19 protein-coding genes are annotated in these 21,980 nt (G+C 65.5%); 7 read left to right on the top strand and 12 right to left on the bottom strand.

Annotated elements, in window-relative coordinates:
- Positions 1–135: 135 nt before the first annotated feature.
- Positions 136–1,503: an adenylosuccinate lyase gene (gene purB / locus HBF24_RS07565; protein ID WP_167171203.1), complete on the bottom strand. Its 1,368-nt coding sequence runs from the start codon at positions 1,501–1,503 to the stop codon at positions 136–138.
- Between the two features lie 146 nt (positions 1,504–1,649).
- On the opposite strand from purB, the gene HBF24_RS07570 reads away from it, so the two are divergent.
- Positions 1,650–3,023, top strand: coding sequence for a class II fumarate hydratase (locus tag HBF24_RS07570; protein ID WP_167171206.1), 1,374 nt, complete (start codon positions 1,650–1,652; stop codon positions 3,021–3,023).
- 72 nt (positions 3,024–3,095) lie between these two features.
- On the opposite strand, the gene HBF24_RS07575 is transcribed toward HBF24_RS07570, so the two are convergent.
- From HBF24_RS07575 to HBF24_RS07590, 4 genes are read right to left on the bottom strand one after another with little or no spacing between them, the layout of a single operon-like run.
- Entirely contained in the window at positions 3,096–4,061 is a 966-nt protein-coding gene (locus tag HBF24_RS07575) for a hypothetical protein (protein WP_167171209.1), read from the bottom strand.
- A complete protein-coding gene (locus HBF24_RS07580) occupies positions 4,058–4,915 on the bottom strand; it encodes an ABC transporter ATP-binding protein (RefSeq protein WP_167171212.1) in 858 nt (285 codons plus the stop codon). Before HBF24_RS07580 ends, HBF24_RS07575 begins: the two co-directional genes overlap by 4 nt.
- Positions 4,912–5,286 carry a GntR family transcriptional regulator gene (locus HBF24_RS07585; protein ID WP_167171215.1) on the bottom strand — a complete coding sequence of 125 codons (375 nt, stop codon included), beginning with the start codon at positions 5,284–5,286 and terminating at the stop codon, positions 4,912–4,914. The genes HBF24_RS07580 and HBF24_RS07585 overlap by 4 nt, the downstream gene beginning before the upstream one ends.
- Before the next feature lie 3 nt (positions 5,287–5,289).
- Complete coding sequence (locus HBF24_RS07590; protein WP_167171218.1) at positions 5,290–5,631, bottom strand: hypothetical protein; 342 nt, start codon at positions 5,629–5,631, stop codon at positions 5,290–5,292.
- Between the two features lie 211 nt (positions 5,632–5,842).
- Here HBF24_RS07590 and HBF24_RS07595 point away from each other — a divergent pair, with 211 nt between their 5' ends.
- Together HBF24_RS07595 and HBF24_RS07600 are read left to right on the top strand one after the other, a co-directional pair.
- Entirely contained in the window at positions 5,843–6,889 is a 1,047-nt protein-coding gene (locus HBF24_RS07595) for a N(4)-(beta-N-acetylglucosaminyl)-L-asparaginase (RefSeq protein ID WP_167171220.1), read from the top strand.
- Positions 6,886–7,653: a copper homeostasis protein CutC gene (locus tag HBF24_RS07600; protein ID WP_167171223.1), complete on the top strand. Its 768-nt coding sequence runs from the start codon at positions 6,886–6,888 to the stop codon at positions 7,651–7,653. The genes HBF24_RS07595 and HBF24_RS07600 overlap by 4 nt, the downstream gene beginning before the upstream one ends.
- Positions 7,654–7,662: 9 nt before the next feature.
- Here the strand turns inward: HBF24_RS07600 and HBF24_RS07605 are convergent, their stop codons facing one another.
- Together HBF24_RS07605 and HBF24_RS07610 are read right to left on the bottom strand one after the other, a co-directional pair.
- On the bottom strand, positions 7,663–9,444 hold the full coding sequence (locus HBF24_RS07605; RefSeq protein WP_167171226.1) for an ABC transporter transmembrane domain-containing protein: 1,782 nt from the start codon (positions 9,442–9,444) through the stop codon (positions 7,663–7,665).
- Between the two features lie 41 nt (positions 9,445–9,485).
- A complete protein-coding gene (locus HBF24_RS07610; protein WP_167171229.1) occupies positions 9,486–10,406 on the bottom strand; it encodes a LysR family transcriptional regulator in 921 nt (306 codons plus the stop codon).
- Between the two features lie 97 nt (positions 10,407–10,503).
- Between HBF24_RS07610 and HBF24_RS07615 the strand changes: the two genes are divergently transcribed.
- A complete protein-coding gene (locus HBF24_RS07615) occupies positions 10,504–11,349 on the top strand; it encodes an SDR family oxidoreductase (protein ID WP_206064228.1) in 846 nt (281 codons plus the stop codon).
- A 9-nt stretch (positions 11,350–11,358) separates the two neighbouring features.
- On the opposite strand, the gene HBF24_RS07620 is transcribed toward HBF24_RS07615, so the two are convergent.
- From HBF24_RS07620 to HBF24_RS07640, 5 genes are all read right to left on the bottom strand, one after another.
- Positions 11,359–11,958, bottom strand: coding sequence for a YigZ family protein (locus tag HBF24_RS07620; protein ID WP_167171234.1), 600 nt, complete (start codon positions 11,956–11,958; stop codon positions 11,359–11,361).
- Positions 11,959–12,196: 238 nt separating this feature from the next.
- Positions 12,197–13,066, bottom strand: a complete 870-nt coding sequence (locus HBF24_RS07625) for an ADP-polyphosphate phosphotransferase (protein WP_167171237.1) — start codon at positions 13,064–13,066, stop codon at positions 12,197–12,199.
- Between the two features lie 99 nt (positions 13,067–13,165).
- Positions 13,166–14,599 carry an aldehyde dehydrogenase family protein gene (locus HBF24_RS07630; protein WP_167171240.1) on the bottom strand — a complete coding sequence of 478 codons (1,434 nt, stop codon included), beginning with the start codon at positions 14,597–14,599 and terminating at the stop codon, positions 13,166–13,168.
- Between the two features lie 72 nt (positions 14,600–14,671).
- A complete protein-coding gene (gene xseA / locus HBF24_RS07635; RefSeq protein WP_167171242.1) occupies positions 14,672–16,015 on the bottom strand; it encodes an exodeoxyribonuclease VII large subunit in 1,344 nt (447 codons plus the stop codon).
- A gap of 34 nt (positions 16,016–16,049) precedes the next feature.
- Entirely contained in the window at positions 16,050–17,534 is a 1,485-nt protein-coding gene (locus HBF24_RS07640; protein WP_167171245.1) for a phospholipase D-like domain-containing protein, read from the bottom strand.
- A 119-nt stretch (positions 17,535–17,653) separates the two neighbouring features.
- On the opposite strand from HBF24_RS07640, the gene HBF24_RS07645 reads away from it, so the two are divergent.
- The 3 genes from HBF24_RS07645 to HBF24_RS07655 all read left to right on the top strand — a co-directional run bounded on the left by HBF24_RS07645 (position 17,654) and on the right by HBF24_RS07655 (position 21,900).
- Positions 17,654–19,813, top strand: coding sequence for an acetyl-CoA hydrolase/transferase C-terminal domain-containing protein (locus tag HBF24_RS07645; RefSeq protein WP_167171248.1), 2,160 nt, complete (start codon positions 17,654–17,656; stop codon positions 19,811–19,813).
- 115 nt (positions 19,814–19,928) lie between these two features.
- Positions 19,929–21,206, top strand: coding sequence for a flavodoxin-dependent (E)-4-hydroxy-3-methylbut-2-enyl-diphosphate synthase (ispG, locus tag HBF24_RS07650; RefSeq protein ID WP_167171251.1), 1,278 nt, complete (start codon positions 19,929–19,931; stop codon positions 21,204–21,206).
- Position 21,207: 1 nt separating this feature from the next.
- Positions 21,208–21,900 carry a class I SAM-dependent methyltransferase gene (locus HBF24_RS07655; protein WP_343162729.1) on the top strand — a complete coding sequence of 231 codons (693 nt, stop codon included), beginning with the start codon at positions 21,208–21,210 and terminating at the stop codon, positions 21,898–21,900.
- Positions 21,901–21,980: the final 80 nt, after the last annotated feature.

Consider the following 21,980-nt stretch of genomic DNA (forward strand, 5'->3'; position numbering starts at 1 on the left):
TTGTAACGGTGCAAACGGCGAATGCGACGTGTTGCGGGCAAAAAAATTAAAAATTCGTGACGACGCAAGCCAAGTGTCCGTCCACACGGAAAACGCCGCGGCCCTGGGGCTCGCGGCGTTTTGAAAACGATGGCGTCAGATGTCGTGCGCCAGCGCTTGTGCGTCACCGACATAGCTGGCCGGCGTCAGGGCCAGCAGGCGCTGCTTGGCCTCGTCCGGCAATTCCAGCGAGGTGATGAACTGGCGCATGCTCTGTTCGGTGATGCCGTGGCCGCGGGTCAGCGCTTTCAGCTGCTCGTAGGGGTTGGGCAGGCCGTAGCGGCGCATGACCGTCTGCACGGCCTCGGCCAGCACTTCCCAGGCGGCATCCAGGTCGCCGGCCAGACGCTGCGGGTTCACCGACAGCTTGCCCAGGCCCTTGGCCAGCGAGTTGAAGCCGACCAGACCGTGACCGAACGCGGTGCCCAGCGCGCGCAGCACGGTGGAGTCGGTCAGGTCGCGCTGCCAGCGGCTGATCGGCAGCTTTTCGGAGAAATGGCCGAGCAGGGCGTTGGCGATACCGAAGTTGCCCTCGGCGTTTTCGAAATCGATCGGATTGACCTTGTGCGGCATGGTCGAGGAGCCGACTTCGCCTTCCTTCAGCGCCTGCTTGAAGTAACCCAGCGAGATGTAGCCCCAGACATCGCGCGCCAGGTCTATCAGGATGATGTTGACGCGGCGGATCACGTCGCAGAATTCGGCCACGCCGTCATGCGGCTCGATCTGCGTGGTGTAGGCGTTGGGGCTGAGCGCCAGGCTCTCGATGAAACGCTTGGAAAAACCGCGCCAGTCCACTTCCGGATAGGCCACGGTATGCGCGTTGAAGTTGCCCACGGCGCCGTTGATCTTGCCGGGAATCTCCACCGCCACCAGCTGTGCACGCTGGCGTTCCAGGCGAGCGACCACATTGGCGATTTCCTTGCCCAGTGTGGTCGGCGAGGCGGTCTGGCCATGCGTGCGCGAAAGCATCGCCAGGCCGGCGTGTTCGTGCGCCAGCAGGCGCAGCGTGGCGATGATGCCATCCAGCTCCGGCACCAATACCTGGTCGCGCGCATCGCGCAGCATCAACGCATACGAAAGGTTGTTGATGTCTTCGCTGGTGCAGGCGAAATGCACGAACTCCTTGGCCTTGGCCAACGTCTCGTCGGCACCGATGCGCTCCTTGATGAAGTACTCGATGGCCTTGACGTCGTGATTGGTGGTGGCCTCGATGGCCTTCACGCGGCGCCCGTCGTCGACGGAAAAATCAGCGGCGATGGCGCGCAGGGTTTCGGCTTGTGCCTCGCCGAAGGCCGGCAGCTCCTCGATGCCGCTTTCGGCGGCCAGCGCCAGCAGCCAGGCAATTTCCACCTGCACACGGCGATGCATCAGACCGTATTCGCTGAAGATGGAGCGCAGCGGTTCGGCCTTGCTGGCGTAGCGGCCATCCAGCGGCGAGAGGGCGGTCAGCGCGTCGAGCGACATCGGGAACGTTCCTGGGGCGTGGGACAAGCGGCGTATTTTAGCCGCAAACGCCGCCGCTTCGCTCGCAAGCGCCGGCAGCGCTCTATAATGGCTGCCGCTTCCGCGCATGCGGAACATCTCTTAACCCCCACATCTTCGGAGTCAGCATGAGCAAGTTTCGTACAGAGCGCGACAGCATGGGCGAGCTGCAGGTGCCTGCCGATGCGCTGTACGGCGCACAGACGCAGCGCGCCGTGAACAACTTCCCGGTGTCGGGCCTGACCATGCCGCGCCAGTTCATTCGCGCGCTGGGCCTGATCAAGGCGGCCGCCGCCGAAGCCAATGCCAAGCTGGGCCATCTGAAGAAGACCCAGGCCGAGGCCATCCGCAAGGCCGCCGACAAGGTCGCTGCCGGCGAGGTCGACGCGCACTTCCCGATCGACGTGTTCCAGACCGGTTCGGGCACCAGTTCGAACATGAATGCCAACGAGGTGATCGCGCATCTGGCCGCGTCCGCCAAGGTGCACCCGAACGACCACGTCAACTACGGGCAGAGCTCCAACGACGTGATCCCGACGGCGATCCACGTCTCGGCCACGCTGACGGCGAGCGAGCAGCTGCTGCCGGCGCTCAAGCACTTCAAGAAGGCCATCGACAAGCGCGCGCGCCAGCTGGCCAACGTGGCCAAGACCGGCCGCACGCACCTGATGGACGCCATGCCGGTGACCTTCGGCCAGGAGCTTTCCGGCTGGTCGGCGCAGGTCGGTTCGGCCATCGAGCGCGTCGAGGATGCCTTGAAGCGCATGCGTCGCCTGCCGCTGGGTGGCAGCGCCGTCGGTACCGGCATCAACGCCGATCCGAAGATCGGCCCGTCGGTGGCGGCCGAGCTCAAGAAAATGACCAAGGTGAAGTTCGAGTCGTCCGAGAATTACTTCGAGGGTATTTCCTCGCAGGACGCTGCTGTCGAGTTGTCCGGCGCGCTCAAGACCTACGCCGTGTCGCTGATGAAGATCGCCAACGATCTGCGCTGGATGAATTCCGGTCCGCTGGCGGGCCTGGGCGAGATCGAGCTGGAAGCGCTGCAACCCGGTTCCTCGATCATGCCGGGCAAGGTCAATCCGGTGATTCCCGAAGCTGCCGCCATGGCCGCCGCGCAGGTGATCGGCAATGACGCCACCATCACCGTGGGTGGCCAGGCCGGCAACTTCCAGCTCAATGTGATGCTGCCGGTGATCGCCTACAACCTGCTGCAGTCGATCGAAATCCTGTCCAACATCTCGCGCCTGATGGCCGACAAGGCCATCGCCACGTTCAAGGTCAACAAGGACAATATCAAGAACGCGCTGGACAAGAACCCGATCCTGGTCACCGCACTCAATCCGGTGATCGGCTACGAGAAGGGCGCGGCCACTGCCAAGCAGGCCTACAAGGAAAAGCGTCCGATCATGGACGTGGCGCTGGAGACCACTGGCCTTTCCAAGGAAGAGCTGTCCAAGCTGCTCGACCCGACCGAGCTGACCAAGGGCGGCATCAAGAGCTGATCGCTCGCACTCATGTACAACGAAAAAGGCCCGCCATCACGGCGGGCCTTTTTTGTTTCAAGCCACTGGTGCTCAGCTGTCGTCGCGATGGCCGCGCATGAAGATGGCCAGGGTGATCATGGCAATGCCTGCAATGGCGCCGACCCAGAATTCCGGTTGCACCAGGCTGGCGTACATGTGGCCCAGACTCAGCGAGTCGTACAGGGCCATGGGCGATTCGGTGTGCTGGAAGATCGACGGATCGTAGGCCATCCAGCCGCCCGGGAATACCGACAGCAGCATGCGCGCCACGATGTGCTGCCAGAACCAGGTCGAGCTCAGGTTGAACACGCCCATCAGGCTGAACCAGCTGACGATGATGCCGGCGCCCACTGGCACGGCCAGGGCCCACAGGAACGGCTTGGAGCGCGCCGCGGCCGAGCAAAGCAGCAGCCAGCCGATGGTCGGCAGCGCCCACAGGAAGATCAGCGGGATCATCGCCAGCAGGTGCGCGATCATCTGGAACGGATGCGGCGCGGTCCACAGCATGGTCCACAGATTGGCGCCATGGAAGGTGGCGGTAATGGCCACCATGACCAGCATCGACAGTCCGGCCAGGATGCCCACCACGATGGTGATGACCGGCACCAGCACCGTGGCCGAGATCACCTTGGACAGCACCGTGTCGCGATCGGAGATCGGCAGCGATTTCCAGAACAGGATGCTGCGGTCACGGCGGTCGTCATACAGCGCGCCCAGGCAGTAGAAGAACACCACAATGGCCATGATCGTGCTCAGCACGCCGGTGACCGAGAGCATGCTCATGTCCAGTCCGGCACCGACCTGGCGCAGCTGCTCGGCAGTCAGATAGTGGCCGATCATGTCCAGATGGGTGCCGTCGACCATCACGCTGGGATGACCGCGCAGGAATACCTCGCCGGTGATGATGCCCATCAGGTTCAGCGCCAGCATCACGCAGGCGGTGATCACCGGGGCCCAGAAGAAGGAGCCGCGATGCTCCCAGAATTCGCGTTTGATCAACCAGGAGAAGGTTTTCATTCGTAGGTCCCCTTCATGGTGGCGACGAACAGGTCGCTGACCGATGGGCGGCGCAGTTCGCCGAGTGGTTCAAGTTGCTCACGGCTGACACCGTCGAACAGGAAGACGCATTTGCCGAACACATGGCGCTCGTCCAGCGGCCCCAGGGCGCGTGCGGCATCGGCGTGCTCGGCGCTGGTCATAAGCTCGACGAAGCGCTCTCCCATGTCATCCATATTGGTGTTGAGCACAATCTGGCCGTCACGGATGAACATCAGGTCGGTGAGGATGTGTTCGATCTCCTCGACCTGGTGGGTGGTGACGATGATGGTCTTGTTCTCGTCGAAGTAGTCCTCCAGCAGGGTCTGGTAGAACTGCTTGCGATAGAGAATGTCCAGACCCAGCGTGGGTTCGTCCAGCACCAGCAGGCGGGCATCGATGGCCATCACCAGCGCCAGGTGCAGCTGCACGATCATGCCCTTGGACATCTGCTTGACCTTCTGCGAAGGCGTCAGCTTGGTGCGGGCCAGGAAGTGCTCGCAGCGGGCGCGGTTGAAGCGCGGATGCACCGCTTCGACAAAGTCGATGGCCTCGCTGACGCGCATCCAGCGCGGCAGTACCGCCACATCGGCGATGAAACACACTTCGCGCATCAGGCGGTCGCGATGGTGGCGCGGGTCCATGCCCAGCACCGACAGCTCGCCCTCGAAATCGGTCAGGCCGAGAATGGCCTTGAGCGCGGTGGTCTTGCCGGCGCCGTTGGGGCCGATCAGACCCACGATGCGGCCCGATTCAATCTGGAAGTTGGCCGCATCCAGCGCCAGCGTGGACTTGTATTCCTTGGTCAGGTCGCGTGCGTCGATCACCGTGCTCATGCCGAGGGCTCCTGCTTGCCGCGCGCGGCGCGGATCAGCGTTTCAAGGTTCAGGCCCAGGCGTTCGATGCGTGCGAACAACGCCGGCCATTCCTCGCGCAAGAATCGCTTGCGCTCCGATTCCAGCAGCGCCTCACGCGCTCCGTCGGTCACGAACATGCCCAATCCCCTCCGTTTCTCCACCAATTGATCGTCCACCAGCTCCTGATAGGCCTTGGAGACGGTGAGCGGGTTGATCTGGTACTCAGCCGCCACTTGGCGTACCGAAGGCAAGGCGTCGCCTTCGTTCAAGGCCCCGTCCAGGATCATCGCCACCACGCGTTCGCGCAGCTGGCGATAGATCGGGACGTTGTCATTCCAGGTGATGGTCATGAGTTATTCCTTGCCGATGGTTCCAACACGGGTACCGAACGCATAGTAGGGCATGTACAGGCTGGCGCCGACTGCCCGTTCGCCGCCGCCCGCCGCCAGGTTGTCACGTGGCGTGACCACGACCGGAGCCAGGTTGGTGACCGTGGCCACACCGGCATCGAGCAGGTCCTCGGCGCTGGGCGTGACGATGATGCCGGGCAGGTTGGTCACCGGCAGGTTGTCGATCACGCTGGCGGTGGGGTCGATGCTCTGTTCAAGGTTGAGGGAGCCCGCCTGGAACAGGCCAAGCGTGGCAGTGAACATCAGGGCCGAAATGGTCATGGCCATCAGATTGCGCGCTTTCATGGTCGCCTCCGTAGTGGCGTGGTTGAGTGGTGTTGTAGTGAACTATAACACCAGGATTTCAAATGTCCAGCCATGACTGATGGCAGGGGTGCCGTTTCCCGCCTTAACGGTTCGCGTGGCGCGGCGCGCGTGGCGCTTCAAGGCCGCCTATACTCGATTCCGAAGGGCATGCGCGGGGCGTGCCGGTCACGCATTCAAGGGGAGTCAATGCATGGGCGATCGTCGCCATTTCCTGAAAACGGCCGCGCTGGGTGTCACCGCCACGGCGCTGGCCGGGCGGCTGGTACCGGCGCAGGCGCGCAGCGGTATTCCGGCGCTGACGCATGGCGCGGCCCGTGTGGTGTCGACCTGGGATTTTGGCGTTGCCGCCAACCGCGCCGCGTGGCAGGTGCTGGCCGGCGGCGGCCGTGCGCTGGATGCGGTGGAACAAGGCGTCCACGTGCCCGAGGCCGACCCGGACAATCCGACCGTTGGCCTGGGCGGCTATCCGGATCGCGATGGGCACGTCACGCTGGATGCCTGCATCATGGATCACCTGGGCAATTGCGGCTCGGTCGCAGCGCTGGAGCACATCGTGCATGCCAGCTCGGTCGCTCGCGCGGTGATGGAAAAGACGCCGCACGTGATGCTGGTCGGTGAGGGCGCGTTGCAATTTGCATTGGAACAGGGCTTCAAGAAGACCAACCTGCTCACGCCGGCGGCCGAAAAAGCCTGGAAGTCGTGGCTGAAAACCTCCGATTACCGGCCCGAGGCCAATATCGAGAACCGCGCCTACCACGAGGCGCACCATCTGCCCGGCGGCAAGACCAACCACGACACCATCGGCATGCTGGCGCTGGATGCCAACGGCGACATGGCCGGCTGCTGCACCACCAGCGGCATGGCCTGGAAAATGCGCGGGCGCGTTGGCGACAGCCCGATCATCGGTGCGGGCCTGTACGTGGACAACGAGGTCGGTGGCGCCACCTCCACCGGCGTGGGCGAGGAAGTGATCCGCAATGTCGGCAGTTTCACCGTGGTCGAACTGATGCGTCACGGCCGCAGCCCGACCGAGGCCTGCCACGAGGCAGTGATGCGCATCGTCAAACGCAAGCCCAAGCTCACCCGCGATATCCAGGTAGGCTTCCTGGCCATGAACAAGCACGGCGAGGTCGGCGGCTTCGCCATCCAGCACGGCTTTCGTTACGCCATCTGCGATGCCGGCAAGCAGGACCGGGTATTGCCCAGTGCCAGCCTTTATCACAAGGAGACAACATGAGCGAAACGCTACCGGCCGGCCTGGAAGTGGCCGCCGATTCGCTGCTATCGGCGCTGGCGGCCCAGGATGGCGGGGCCATGCGTGTGGAGCTGTGCGGCGGTCTGGATGGCGGCGGACTGACGCCGTCGTACGGCAGCATTGCCGTCAGCCGGGATTCGCTGCGCATTCCGCTCTACGTGCTGATTCGTCCGCGCACCGGCGACTTCGTGTTCAGCGAGCCGGAAGTGGAAGTGATGTGCCGCGACATCGCGCAATGTCGCGTGCTTGGCTGTGATGGCGTGGTGCTGGGCGCATTGGATGCCGATGGCGCGGTCGACATGGCGGTCATGCGCACCCTGATCGAGGCGGCCGGGCCGCTGGGCGTCACCTTTCACCGCGCCTTTGATGTCAGCAGTGATCTTTCTGCCTCGCTGCAGGCGCTGATCGAGCTGGGCTGCGAGCGTGTACTGACCTCGGGTGGGCGTGCCACGGCCATTGATGGCGCCGCCACCATTGCCGGGCTGATCGAGCAGGCCGGGGATCGCATCGTGGTGATGCCTGGCAGCGGCGTGGTCGAGGGCAACCTGGAACAGTTGCGCCAGGTCACTGGCGCCAGCCAGTTTCATGCCTCGGCGCGCGGCGCCATCAGCGCACCCACGCGCGCGCCGCATCCATTCATCGATGCGCTGGATGGCGAGCGCACCCGCACCGACGTAGAGAGGGTGCGTCGCATGGTCGAGCTGTTGCAGCGCCCGGTTTCGGTGCCGGTGGCGCCGCCCGTCTAGTCGCGGCGATCAGGCGGCAAACTGCAGGCGCGCCAGCTCGGCGTACAGGCCGCCTTCGGCCAGCAGCGTCTCGTGCGTGCCCTGGGCGACAATGCGTCCGGCATCCATCACCACGATGCGATCGGCGCGTTGCACGGTGGCCAGACGATGGGCAATGACCAGCGTGGTGCGGCCCTTTTCCAGTCGCTCCAGTGCCTGCTGGATGGCCGCCTCCGATTGCGCGTCCAGCGCCGAGGTGGCCTCGTCCAGCAGCAGCAGCGGCGCATCGCGCAAAATCGCGCGGGCAATCGCAATGCGTTGGCGCTGACCGCCGGAAAGACGCACCCCGCGCTCGCCCAGCGGCGAGTCGTAACCTTCGGCCAGTGCGGAAAGAAATTCGTCGGCCTCGGCCGCGCGAGCCGCTTCGCGCACTTCCGCATCGCTGGCATCTTCGCGGCCAAAGCGAATGTTGTCGGCCGCGCTGCCACCGAAGATCACCGTTTCCTGCGGCACCAGCGCAATCGCCCCACGCAGTTCCGGCAGCGTCAACGCGCGAAGATCTTCGCCATCCACGCTGATGCGCCCGCTCTCGGGGTCGTAAAAGCGCAGCAGCAGGTTGAACACGGTGCTCTTGCCGGCACCGGACGGGCCCACCAGAGCTACCGTCTCGCCCGGATTCACATGCAGATGGAAGCCATCCAGTGCTGCCGTATCCGGTCGTGTCGGGTAGTGGAAGCGCACATCGTCGAAATGGACCTCGCCACGCACCGGACGTGGCAGTGACTTGGGCTGGGCCGGGTCGGCAATCTGCGGCTGCTCGGCCATCAACTCGTTGATGCGCTCCATGGCGCCGGCCGCGCGCAGCACGCTGCCCCAGACCTCGCTCAAGGTACCCACGGCACTGGCGGCGAAAATGGCGTACAGCACGAACTGGCTCAACACGCCAGCGCCCAGCTCACCTTCCAGCACCTGGTGCGCGCCGGCCCACAACACCAGCGTGATGGCGCCAAACACCAGCGTGATCACCGCCGCGGTCAGCAGCGCGCGCATGCCGATGCGACGCCGTGCGGTGGCCAGCGCGGCGATGATGGCTTCGCCGTAGCGGCGGCTTTCCTGGCCCTCGCGGGCGTAGGCCTTTACCGCGGTAGCGGCATTAAGGGTTTCGTTGGCCACGGCCGAGGCGTCGGCCAGGCGGTCCTGACTGTGCCGCGAGAGCCGCTGCACACGCTTGCCAAATACCAATATCGGCAGCAGCACCACCGGAATCACCAGCGCCGCCAGCCCGGCCAAGCTCGGGCTGGTGATCACCATCAACACCGTGGCGCCGACCAGCCGTACCGCGCTGCGCAAGGCCATGGAAATGCCCGAGCCGACCACCGTCTGCACCAGCTCGGTATCGGTGCCCAGGCGCGAAATCAGCTCGCCGACGCGGGTTTTTTCGTAAAAACCGACATCCAGTCGGATCAAATGGCTGTAAAGCGCTCGGCGCAGCGAGGCCAGTGCGCGCTCACCCAGCAGGGTGATACAGAAATAGCGCGCCGCGCTGGTGATCGCCAACACCAGTGCCACCGCGAACAGCGCGGCAAAGGTGCGGTTGATGATGGCAGGATCGGCACCGGCAAAGCCGCGATCGATCATGTGTCGCACGGCGACGGGGAGCACCAGCACGGCGCCGGATGAAATGGCCAGGAAGATGATCCATCCCAGCGCCAGCGCCTTGTGCGGTTTCAGGTACGGCCACAGGCCGCGCAGTGCGCCGATGTGGCGCGAGGAAGGACGTTTGCCACGCTTGGTGGCATCGGAAGAAGGCATCGGAACTCCCTGGGCCGGACTGTCACCGGCGCGTTGACGCCTCAAGCGTGGGGTGTCGACGCCGCGCTTTCAATGGCCGGGTGTTCTTTGAGGTAGTCGATAAAGGCGCGCAAGCCCGCCGATTGCAGGCGTTGGCGCGGGTAATACAGCGCCACGCCGGCAAAGGGTGGGCTCCAGTCCTCAAGGCACGACACAAGTGCGCCGTCGGCCAACGGCCTGGCGATCGAGCGCTCGATCAGGTAAGCCACGCCGTGCCCGGCCAGCGCCGCATCCATGGCCAGCGATGGGGCGCCCACGCGCAGCCGGCTGGGTGGGTCCACGCGTATCGTTTGCCCCTGGCGCTCGAATTCCCACGGAAATAGCACTCCGCTGGGCAGGCGCACACGAATGCAGGTGTGCTGGTGAAGTGCCTGTGGCGTGTCGGGCAACCCGTGTTGCGCCGCGTAACCGGGACTGGCCACCACCGCATAGCGTTCGGGCAGGCCCAGCGGCAGTGCAATCATGTCTTGCGCGATGGTGTCGGGGGTGCGCACGCCAGCGTCGAAGCCTTCGGCGACGATATCGACCAGCCGGCCATCGGCCGCCAGTTCCACCTGCATGTCCGGATAGCGCGCCATGAAGCCGGTTACCCATGGCATCAGGCGCTGCGCGCCACCCTCGGAGGCGTTGATGCGCAGCACGCCCGCCGGTGTGTCGCGATGGCGGTTCACGCTTTCCACGGCTTCACCCAGTGCGTCCAGGGCCGGCTCGATGCGCAGCAAGAATTGGCGACCGGCCTCGGTCAGCGCGACGCTGCGTGTGGTGCGGTTGAACAGGCGCACACCCAGTTGGCGCTCCAGTCCGGCGATGGCGTGGCTGAAGGCCGACGGCGATACGCCCAGTTGTTCTGCCGCGGCACGAAAACTTTTCGTTACAGCCGCAGTGCGAAAGGCGCGCAGTTCGGAAAGTGTCGGTGTGGCCATTGTTTTATGTGATTCATCAAATCATGCAATGGGGAATCGATTATCCCACCATGAAAGATGGTTAGTCTGCTCGCCACAGACAGCACGAGGGCGACTCATGAAGACCGTATTGATCACCGGATGCTCCTCCGGCTTCGGCCTGGCGGCGGCCAAACGCTTTGCCGACGCAGGCTGGCGGGTGCTGGCGACCATGCGCCGCGTGGAGGACAGCGCGGCGCTGGCCGCGCTTGCCGGCGTGCAGCTGGCGCGATTGGATGTTACCGATGTCGCCAGCATCCGCGCGGCCGTGGCGCAGGCGCAGCAGCAGTTGGGCGGCATCGACGTGCTGGTCAACAACGCCGGCTACGCGTTGCCCGGCGTATTCGAGGGCATCACGCGCGCGCAGATGGCACAGCAGTTCGCCGTCAATCTGTTCGGTGTGATGGACGTGATGCGCGAGGTACTGCCGCTGATGCGCAGCCAGTGTCGCGGCTGCATCGTCAACGTCAGTTCGGGCGCGGGGATCTACGGGCTGCCGGGCATGTCCGCCTACAACGCCAGCAAGTTCGCGCTGGAAGGCTTTTCCGAAGCCATGGCCTACGAACTGCAAAGCGTGGGCATCGCGATGAAAATCGTCGAGCCCGGTGGCGTCACCAGCACACGCTTTGCTGCGCACAGCGCCTCGGCAGCCGCGGATGGTCAGCCGCCGGCGGACTACGCGCCTTTCATCGCCGCCAGCCAGGCCTTGTTCGCGCGCATGGCCCGTGAGCGCAGCGACGGCAATGCCAGCGCCGAGCAGGTCGCCGAGGTGATTTTTCAAGCCGCGACCGATCGCAGCGAGCGCCTGCGCTACATCGCCACCGACAACATCAAGCCGCTGGCCGCACAGCGGCGCGAGGCGGGCGAGGATGCCTACATGGCGTTCATACGTGCTCAGATGGCGCCGGAACTGCCCGTGTGCTGACGGTGGTCGTCAGGGCGCGTCGAGTTCGCGCACGCTGGCCGCACCCCGGGACAGGTCGGCCAGCAGCTGTTCCAGCGCCTCGCGATGGCGCACCGGTAGCGCCAGCGTGACCTCGACGCCGGCCGCGCCGTAGGTTTCCTGCTCGATGGGCGCATCCCAGTCGGCGATGCGCGCTTTGAGTACATGCAGCTCGGCAAAGCCGATCTCGAAGCCCAGTCGAACGCGCGGCACCACGATCTGCTTGTCGGCGCGACGCAGGCACTCGGCCGCCGTGCCGCCGTAGGCTCGAATCAGCCCGCCAGCGCCCAGCTTGATGCCGCCAAACCATCGCGTCACCACCACCATCACGCCATCGAGCTGCTGACCATCGATGGCCGCGAGAATGGGCTTGCCGGCCGTGCCCGAGGGTTCGCCATCGTCATTGAAGCGATAGTCCTGACCGATACGGTAGGCCCAGCAATCGTGATTGGCCGTGGCGTCACTCACTTCCTGCAACACTTCCAGCGCCTGCGCCGGTGTGCTCACCGAGCGGGCATGCACCAGAAAGCGGCTTTTCTTGATCTCTTCGCTGTAGGTGGCAGGCGCGGTGAGCTGGTACAGGTCGGTCATGGTTCGGTGGTGACGGGCCGGTTGGTTTGGTGGTCGGACGCAGACAAAAGCCGGTCGGCCTTGCCTCAAGCATCGCTGGCCATGATACAGGTGTGCGCCACAGCACTTGCGCCGTGCCCGATAGGGCGGGGTGGTGATGTGACAGGCCTTGGTGCGGGCGGGATTCATGCGGTCGTGCTTTTAACAGACCGCCACGCTGAAACATCCACGGTCACGGTCAGTGCGGATAGCGGTCCCGTCAGGTGCCAGACAATTCCTTGCGAATCGCGTCGATATCGCTCGCGCTCAAGGACGACGCCGGATACTGCATCTTCAGCGCATCCAGCGTCTGCACGATCACCTCGGAGATGATCAGCCGGGCGTTGCGCTTGTCGTCGGCAGGGACCACGTACCACGGCGCGTGGGCGCTGGATGTGGCCGACAGACAGGCCTCGTAGGCGCGCATGTAGTCGTCCCAGTAGACGCGCTCGGCCATGTCATCGCGGCTGAATTTCCAGTTCTTGGACGGGTCATCCAGACGGGCAAGAAAGCGCTGGCGCTGCTCCTCGGGCGACAGGTGCAGGAAAAACTTCACCACCCGCGTGCCATTGCGGTGCAGGTGCTGCTCATGCTGATTGATGGAAGCGTAGCGATGCTCCCAGAACGCGGCATCCTGCAGTACCTCATGCGGCAGTGCCTCGCCGTGCAGAATGTCCGGGTGCACGCGCGCGATCAGCACTTCCTCGTAGTAGGAGCGGTTGAAGATGCCGATGCGCCCGCGCTCGGGCAGGCATTGCGTGGTGCGCCACAGAAAATCGTGCTCCAGCTCGCGGGCGCTGGGATGCTTGAAGCTGAAAACCTGGCAGCCCTGCGGATTGACGCCGGACATCACGTGCTTGATGGCGCCGTCCTTGCCGGCCGCATCCATGGCCTGAAAAATCAGCAGCAGGGCGTAGCGGTTGTGCGCGTAGAGCAGGTTCTGCCGATCCGACAGTCGCTGCACATGTTCGGCCAGATGCGTCTGGTAGTCGGACTTGTGGTCGTAGAGCGCCTCGACCTGCGTCGGCCGTTCGCGCAGCTGCACCGCGTGGTCAGGGGCGACCCGGAAAGGCGAAACGTCGATGCTCATGAGCCGTGCTCCAGGAGGCGGGGCATTGAGCATGCCCGCAAACGGCGTGGTGGGCGAGGGCGGGCACAGCGTGCGTCGGCCCTCGCCCGGGTGAAGGGCTCAGTCGTCGACGTCGTGGATCACCAGCAGACGCTCTTCGGTCATGTCCTCGATGGCGCGGCGAATGCCTTCGCGACCCAGGCCGGAGCGTTTGACGCCGCCATAGGGCATGTTGTCGACACGGAAGCTGGGAATGTCGTTGATGATCACGCCGCCCTGTTCCAGGCGGTCCCAGGCGGCCATGGTGTGGCCAAGATCGTTGGTGAACACGCCGGCCTGCAAGCCGTATTCGGAATCGTTGACGGTATCGAGCACGGCGTGAAAATCGCTGAACGGGGCCAGCAGCGCGACCGGGCCGAAGGCTTCCTCGCGGTTGAGCTTGGCATCGGCCGGCACGTCCTCCACCAGCGTGGCCTCCAGCATGTTGCCCTTGCGCTTGCCACCGCACAGCACCTTGGCGCCGGCTTCCTTGGCCTCGCTGATCCAGCCGTGCAGGCGCTTGGCCGCATCCTCGTCGATCATCGGGCCGATGAAGGTGTCCTTGTTCTTCGGATCGCCGGATTTCAGCGCACGGGTTTTCTCGACCAGTTTCTTCTTGAGCGCCGCGTACAGCGTGTCGTGGACGTAGATGCGTTGCACGCCGATGCAGCTTTGCCCGGATTGGTAGAAGGCGCCGAAGATCAAGCGATCGACCACCGCGTCCAGGCGATCTTTCTGGTCGGCGTCAACCACGCAGGCGGCGTTGCCACCCAGCTCCAGCACCACCTTCTTGCGCCCGGCCTGCGACTTGAGCTTCCAGCCGATCTGGCCGCCGGTGAACGAAAGCAGTTTCAGGCGCTCGTCCTCGACCAGCTGCGAGGCCTTGTCGCCGTTGACCGGCAGTACCGAGAAGGCGCCCTTGGGCAGCTTGGTTTCGGCCAGGATTTCACCAATGATCAGCGCGCCGATGGGGGTTTTCTCGGCCGGTTTCAGCACGAATGGGCAACCGGCGGCAATCGCCGGCGCCACCTTGTGCGCGACCAGGTTGAGCGGGAAATTGAACGGTGTAATGAACGACACCGGCCCCAGCGGCACGCGCTTGGAAAAGCCGCGATAGCCGGCGGCGCGTGCGGAGATTTCCAGGTTGATGATCTGCCCGTCGATGCGTACCGCTTCCTCGGCGGCCACCTTGAAGGTGTCGATCAGGCGGGTGACTTCGCCCTTGGCATCGTTGATGGGTTTGCCGGCCTCGATGCAAAGCGCCTTGGCCAGCTCGTCGGCACGCTCCTCGAAGCGTTTTACACAGTGCAGCAGCACCTGCTGGCGCTCGTAGGGTTTCATCGCCGCCATCGGCTTGGCGGCCTTTTCCGCGGCGGCAATGGCCTTGTCCACAGCCTTGGCATCGGGCACCGCCACTTGCGCGGCGACCTTGCCCGAATACTTGTCCAGCACGGCCAGGTCGGCATTCGGCGAGGCGGCCTTGTTGGCCAGGTAGTACGGATAACGCTTTTGCATCGCGACCTCCTTGAAGCGGGGAGTAAAGAGGGCCGCGGCGGCGCGCTGCACGCGCAGGTCAGATGCGAAAAATCAGATACGCTTTACCGGCAGTGTGCCGTCGGCCATACGAATATCGAGGCTAGCACCCGGGGCGACGCTCGCCGCTGAACGTACCAGCTTGCCATTGGCATCGAGCACCATGGCGTAACCGCGCTCCAGGGTAGCCAGCGGGCTGACCGCGTGCAGCGCGCGGGCATCGTATTGCAGCGTCTCGCGGCGGCGCTTCAGGTCATGACCGATGGCCTGACTCAGGCGATGTTGAAGCTGCGCCAGCGTGCCGCGTGCTTGGCGCAGGGTGGCTTGCGGGTGACGGGCCTGCAATCGCGCACGGTCATTTTCCAGTCGCGTCTTGCGTGCGGCCAGATCCTGTTGCTGATGTCGCACGAGGCGCTGCTGCAGCGCGGACAGGCGTTCGCGTCCATGTGCCAGGCGCGCCTGCGGGCGCAGCGTTTGCAGGCGGGCGCGCAGGTGGTCCAGCCGTTGGCCTTGCGTGTGCAGCGTGCGCTCCAGACGCGTGACCATGCCGCGTTGCGCCAGTTGCAGCCGGCGGCCAAGTTCGCCTTGCTCGGGCACAAGCAGTTCGGCCGCTGCCGAGGGCGTGGCCGCGCGCAGGTCGGCGGCAAATTCGGCGATGGAAAAGTCCACCTCGTGGCCGACCGCGCACACCACCGGTATGGCGCTGGCCCGCACTGCACGCGCCACCGATTCGTCATTGAAGGCCCACAGGTCCTCCAGCGAGCCACCGCCACGGGTCAGCAGCAGCACGTCGTGATAACCGGCACCGGAGGCACGTTCCAGCATGGCGACAATCGCCGGTGGCGCCTCGCGGCCCTGCACCGGCACCGGCAGCACATCGACTTCGGCCAGTGGAAAGCGCCGTGACAGCACCGACAGCACATCGCGGATCGCCGCGCCCGTGGCCGAGGTGATCACGCCGATGCATCGCGGCAACGCAGGCAGGGCGCGTTTGTTGGCCGGATCGAACAGTCCCTCGGCCTGCAACTGAGCCTTGAGGCGATCAAACTCGCGGCGCAACGCGCCTTCGCCCGATTCCTCCAGGTGATCGACAATCAGCTGGTATTCCCCGCGCGGCTCATAAAGACCAACCCGAGCACGGGCCAGCACCTGCATGCCATTTTCCGGGCGAAATTTCAGCCAGGTGCTCTTGGGCCGGAACATGGCGCAACGCACCTGCGCGTTGGCATCCTTCAGCGTGAAATAGATATGCCCGGAGGCCGGCCGCGCCAGGTTGGAGATTTCGCCTTCGATCAGCACCGAGGGCAAATGCATTTCCAGCAGATCGCGCACGCGCCGGTTCAGGCTCGACGGCGTGAGCACATCGCGGGCGGGCGGAGAGGGCGGTACTGCAGGCATGCCGGGGCGAACTTGGGGACGGCCGCTCAGGCTATCACGAGCGTGGTTCATCGGAGGATTCGGAGGGTTCGTCCTCGAAGCCGGGGAGCTCGCCTTCCTGGTGGGCAATGCGGCGCAGTCGCCACCAGCGTGCGCTCAGGCTCAGCGACAACCACAGGAAAATCACCGCCAGCGGCCAGCCCAGCACCGCCGGCCAGATCAGCGCGAGAATGCCGAGCACGCCCAGGGCCAGTGCGCCGCCGGCGATCGGGCCGGTTTCGGCGCGGCCCAGCACGCGGCGCCGGGTCAGCGCCGCGCCCACGGTATTGGCCAGGCGCAGCGCGCCGGCCGCAGCGCGGCTGGAGCTGCCGCCGGGACGGTACGGCCGCGGTCGTGCGCGTTGTTCGGTGCTGTGCACGCGCGTGCCGCGTCGACGTCGGCGCGGTGCCAGCACGATCTCGGTGGCGTTTTCCAGGTCGCGCTGATACTGCTCGGTCAGCTGACCGGCGATGTCTTCGTCCTCGATGGCGACATCGATCTCACAGTTGCCCAGCCAGCTGGCCAGGTTCAGATTGGACGAGCCCACGCGCGCCCACTGGCGATCGGCCACGGCGGTCTTGGCATGCAGCATCGAGCCGTTCCACTCGAACACGCGCACGCCGGCCTGTAGCAGCGGGCGATAACCGGCGCGCGACATCGCTGCCACCGGCGGAATATCACTGGCGCCAGGCACCAGCAGGCGCACATCCACGCCATCGCGGGCGGCCGCGGCCAGCGATTGCACGTAGGGTGCGATGCCGACGAAATAGGCGTCGGTCAGCCACAGGGTTTTGCGCGCCATCGAGGCGATCAGCTGGTCCAGCCGGTACACGCCGGCAGTGCGCGGCTGGGTCGCGATCACGCGCAGCGAGACATCGCCGCTGCTGCTGCACGGCTGCGCGTCGGCGTCGATGTCCAGCGGCGTGCCCAGCGTCGACCAGGTGTCGGCGAAGGCCGCTTGCAACTCGGCCACCGCCGGGCCGCACAGCGAGAGGCCGGTATCGCGCCACGGCGGCACGTCGCGCTCGGGTTCGCCCAACCACTTGGCGCTGATGCACACGCCGGAGATAAAGCCCTGCACGCCATCGACCACCAGCAGCTTGCGATGGTCGCGGCTGACAAAGTCGAGCGGCCGCGCCAGTTGAGGCGCACCGTACACGCGCACTTCGCCGCCGGCATGCAGCAACGGCTGCCAGAACGCGCGCCGTGACTGGCCCAGGCAGCCCAGCCAGTCCAGCGTCACGCACACCCGCACGCCGGCCGCGGCACGCTCGGCCAGCGCATCGCGGAAGCTGCGACCGATGTCGTCATCGCGCACGATGTAGTTTTCCAGCAGCACATGGCTGCGCGCACTGCGGATGGCCGCGAGCCAGGCATCGAAATGCGCCTGCGCATCGATCATCAGCTGGACGGCATTGCCGCCGATCAACGGTGCGCCGGCGGCACGACTGAAGGCGCGTTCGGCCAGGCGGCGGGAGGGCGAAAGGCTGGGGGCATTCATGGAGGTAAAGTTTAGCGCTGCCTTTGTGTATGGCGCGATGACAGGGCGGGCGATGAGGCTGACACGGCCAGGCCGGGTTCTGCCATCATCGGCGGTGTGTTTCGTGTCGCGACCTTGCCATGCCCGAATGCTTTGGTGACACCGCTTCTTGCGCGCAAGCGCTGATCGACCGACAGGGCCCGCATCTGCGGGTGGCCGCGCCCCTGGGGCTGGGCAAGCCACATGCCCTGCTCAATGCCATCTATCGCCAGGTGGTCGATGACCCGGCCGCCTCGCTGACGCTGTATACCGCGCTTTCGCTGACGCCACCCGCGGCCGGTCATGGCCTGCAACGGCGCTTTCTGGCCCCTTTCCTGGAGCGACACTTCGGTGAGGATGTCCAGGTGCTCGATTACGTGCCGGCGCAGGCGGCCGATCGCCTGCCGGCCAACGTGCGCGTACACGAGTTCTACCTGCAGTCGGGCAGCATGCTGGGCTCGGCGCAGGCGCAGCGCGCCTATGTCAGCCAGAACTACACGCATGTGGCGCGGGACCTGGTGGCATGCGACATCAACGTGATCGTGCAGCTGGTGGCGATGCGCCAGGGCGAGCATGGGCGCCAGTTCAGCCTGTCCAGCAACCCGGACGTGACGCTGGAACTGCTCGAGCGCATGGCCGAGGCCGGTCAGCCGCGGCCGCTGGTGATCGGCGTGGTTCATGCCGAGCTGCCTTTCATGGATGGCGGGGCCAAGGTGCCCGAATCGATGTTCGATTGGCTGCTGGAACCGGCGCACAGCGCGCCGCTGTTTGCGATGCCGCGCGAACCGGTGGATGTGACCGAATACGCCATCGGCCTGCATGCCAGTGCGCTGGTGCGCGACGGCGGCACCTTGCAGGTGGGCATCGGCGCGCTATCGGATGCCATGGTGCACGCGCTGTGCCTGCGCCAGCGCCAGAACACCACCTATGGCCAGACGCTGGGTGCCATCGACAGCGATGGCGGCACACTGCGGTTGGCCGAATCACTGGGTGGCTTGGCGCCGTTCGCTGAGGGCGTGTATGGCGCCAGCGAAATGGTGCTGGATGGCTTCATGCATCTGCGTCGCGCCGGCATCCTGGGGCGGCGTGTGTACGACGATCTGGCGCTGGAGCGCTCGCGCGCGGCCGGCGCCATCGGCGACGTGCTGAAGGCCGGTGATGCCGAGCGCCTGCGTGCTTGCGGCGCCTTGCCCGAGGTATTGGACGCCAACGCCGTCGACCGCCTGGTGCGCTTTGGCCTGCTGCCACGCGGTGCAAGGCTTGACACCTCGTGCGTGCGCCTTGCCGATGTCGCGTCGCTGCCGGGGGCGCTGCAAAGCGCCGAAGAGCTCGCCGCCTGGGACGCCTTTCTCGCCGGGCGGCGCCTGCGTGGCGGGCGCTACTTGCGCGGTGCGTTCTTTTTGGGGTCGACGGATCTTTACGCCTGGTTGCGCGGCCTGGAAGGCGACGAGGCCGACGGCGTGGACATGACGCGTGTGTCGGATGTGAACCAGCTCTACGGCGGGCAGGAAGCGCTGGATCGCCTGCAGCGACGTGACGCGCGCTTTTTCAATATCTGCATGATGAGCACGGTGCTGGGCGCGGCGGTGTCCGATGGGCTGGAGGACGGACGCGTGGTCAGTGGCGTCGGTGGCCAGTACAACTTCGTGGCCATGGCGCATGCACTGGAATCGGGGCGCTCGGTGCTGATGATGCGGGCGGCGCGGCGCTCTCGCGGTCGCTGGCAATCCAATGTGCGCTTCAGCTACGGCCACGTGACCATCCCGCGCCACCTGCGTGATCTGGTGGTGACCGAATACGGCGTGGCCGATCTTCGCGGGCGCTGCGACGAAGACTGCATCAAGGCGATGCTGGCCATCTGCGATGCCCGTTTTGTCGATGCCCTGGCGGCGCAATGCAAACGTGCCGGCAAGCTGGCCGCCGATTTCGTCATTCCCGAGCACTGGCGCAGCAACACGCCGGAACATCTGGCGCGGGCGCTGAAACCATGGCGCGAGAACGGTACCTTGCCCAGTTTTCCGCTGGGATGTGACTTCAGCGCCGACGAGCAACGTCTGCTGCCGGCGCTGGGCTGGTTGCGCGATAACGGGGACCACTGGCGTGGCCGGCTCACGCTGGCCGCAGCCTGGCTGGCTCCGGGGGCGCCGGTGCCGGGCGAGGCCGCGGCGCTGGCGCGCATGCAGCTGTCAGCGGCAGCGAGTGTTTCCGAACGCGTGCAGCGGCGCCTGCTCCAGGCCGCGTTGCGACGCACGGCGCGCTGAATCGTCATCGCCTGAGTCATGGGGAAGGCGCCGGTGATCGGGTATCCTTGTGCCGATGGCTGCGCGTGTTTGCCGCGGGCGGCCGCTTTCTCTCCATAGACCGACAGAACACGCCATGTCCGCCGTTTCCGCGCTTGCTCCCGATCATGATGCCCGCCCGTCCGAGGCCGCGCCCAGGCCGCGCCGCGAATGTGTCGCGGTGAAGGTGGGTTCGGTGCAGGTCGGTGGCGGCGCGCCCATCGTCGTGCAGTCGATGACCAACACCGACACCGCCGATGTGAAGGGCACCGCGCAACAGGTGGCGGAACTGGCCCGCGCCGGTTCCGAGGTGGTGCGCGTGACCGTGAACAATCCCGAGTCGGCCGCCGCGGTGCCGCGCATCCGCGAGCGCCTGGACATGATGGGCGTGTCGGTGCCGCTGGTCGGCGATTTTCACTACAACGGTCATCAGCTGCTGGAGGCCGAGCCGGCCTGCGCCGAGGCGCTGGCCAAGTACCGCATCAACCCGGGCAACGTCGGTTTCGGCAAGAAGAAGGACAGCCAGTTCGCGGCCATCATCGAGATGGCGCTCAAGTACGACAAGCCGGTGCGTATCGGCGCCAACTGGGGCTCGCTGGACCAGTCCATGGTCGCCATGCTGATGGACGAGAACTCCAAGCGCGCCGAACCCTGGGATGCCGGTCATGTGGCGCGTGAAGCGCTGATTCGCTCGGCGCTGGATTCGGCCGCGCGCGCCGAGGACCTGGGCCTGGGCCGGGATCGCATCATCATTTCGTGCAAGGTCTCCGGCGTGCAGGAGCTGATCGCCGTGTACCGCGACCTGGGTCGGCGCAGCGATTACGCCCTGCATCTGGGCCTGACCGAGGCCGGCATGGGCTCGAAGGGCATCGTCGCGTCCACCGCGGCGCTTTCGGTGCTGTTGCAGGAAGGCATTGGCGACACCATTCGCATTTCGCTTACGCCCGAGCCGGGGCAGTCGCGCACGCAGGAAGTGATCGTGGCGCAGGAACTGCTGCAGACCATGGGCCTGCGCGCGTTCACGCCGCTGGTCACGGCCTGCCCGGGCTGTGGCCGCACCACCTCCACGGTGTTCCAGGAACTGGCCAAGACGGTGCAGGAGCACGTGCGCGCGAAGATGCCCGAGTGGCGAGTCAAATACGACGGCGTGGAAAACCTCACGCTGGCGGTAATGGGCTGTGTGGTCAACGGGCCTGGCGAATCCAAGCACGCCAACATCGGCATCTCGCTGCCGGGGACGGGCGAAGCGCCGTCGGCACCGGTGTTCGTCGATGGCAAGAAGAGCGTCACCTTGCGCGGCGAGGGCATTGCCCACGAGTTTGTCGACCTGGTCGAAAACTACGTCGCCACGCACTACAGCGCGCGCGGCGACTGAGGTGAGCACGGCGGACTCGCATGAAGCGCAGATCCGTCGCTGCTGGCAAACCAATGCGCGGGCCTGGACGCAAACCGTGCGTGAGCGCGGCATCGAGAGTCGGCGCCTGGTCACCGACGCGGCCATCGTCGATGCCATCACCGCGCTGGCTCCGCCAACGTTGATCGACCTGGGTTGTGGCGAGGGTTGGCTGTGCCGAGCACTTGCCGAGAACGGAGCCAGGGTGATCGGCGTCGATGCCGAGCCGGCCTTCATCGAGGCCGCTTGCCAGGCCACGCCCGATACGGGCGACATCGACTATCGCGTGCTCGATTATGCGGCTGTGGCAGCCGGCGAGCTTGACGCCAGGGCCGCCGTGGTCAGTTGCAATTTCGCCTTGTTGGGCAAACAAAGCACCGAGCAGTTGCTTGCCGCCGTGCCGTCATTGCTGGCACCGGGCGGTGTGTTCGTGATGCAAACCCTGCACCCGCTGATGGCGTGTGGTGATGGGCCATATGTTGATGGTTGGCGCCAGGGCTCATGGGTCGGTTGTGGTGATAGGTTTCGCGATCCGGCGCCGTGGTATTTCCGCACGCAGGAAAGCTGGCTGGCCTTGCTTGCGCGCTGCGGCATGCGCTGTCATCACTTGCGTGAGCCCGTGCACCCCCACACCGGCAAGCCGGCCTCGCTGCTTGTGCAGGCCATCTGCTCATAAGCCGATGACGTCAAAATTGTCCTGAATCAATTGGCACCGTGCCGGGCGCGCTAGGGTAGGGCAACTCTCCGTCCCCTTGA

Origin of the sequence: Oleiagrimonas sp. C23AA, from assembly GCF_011759385.1 — a bacterium.
Taxonomy (GTDB): domain Bacteria; phylum Pseudomonadota; class Gammaproteobacteria; order Xanthomonadales; family Rhodanobacteraceae; genus Oleiagrimonas.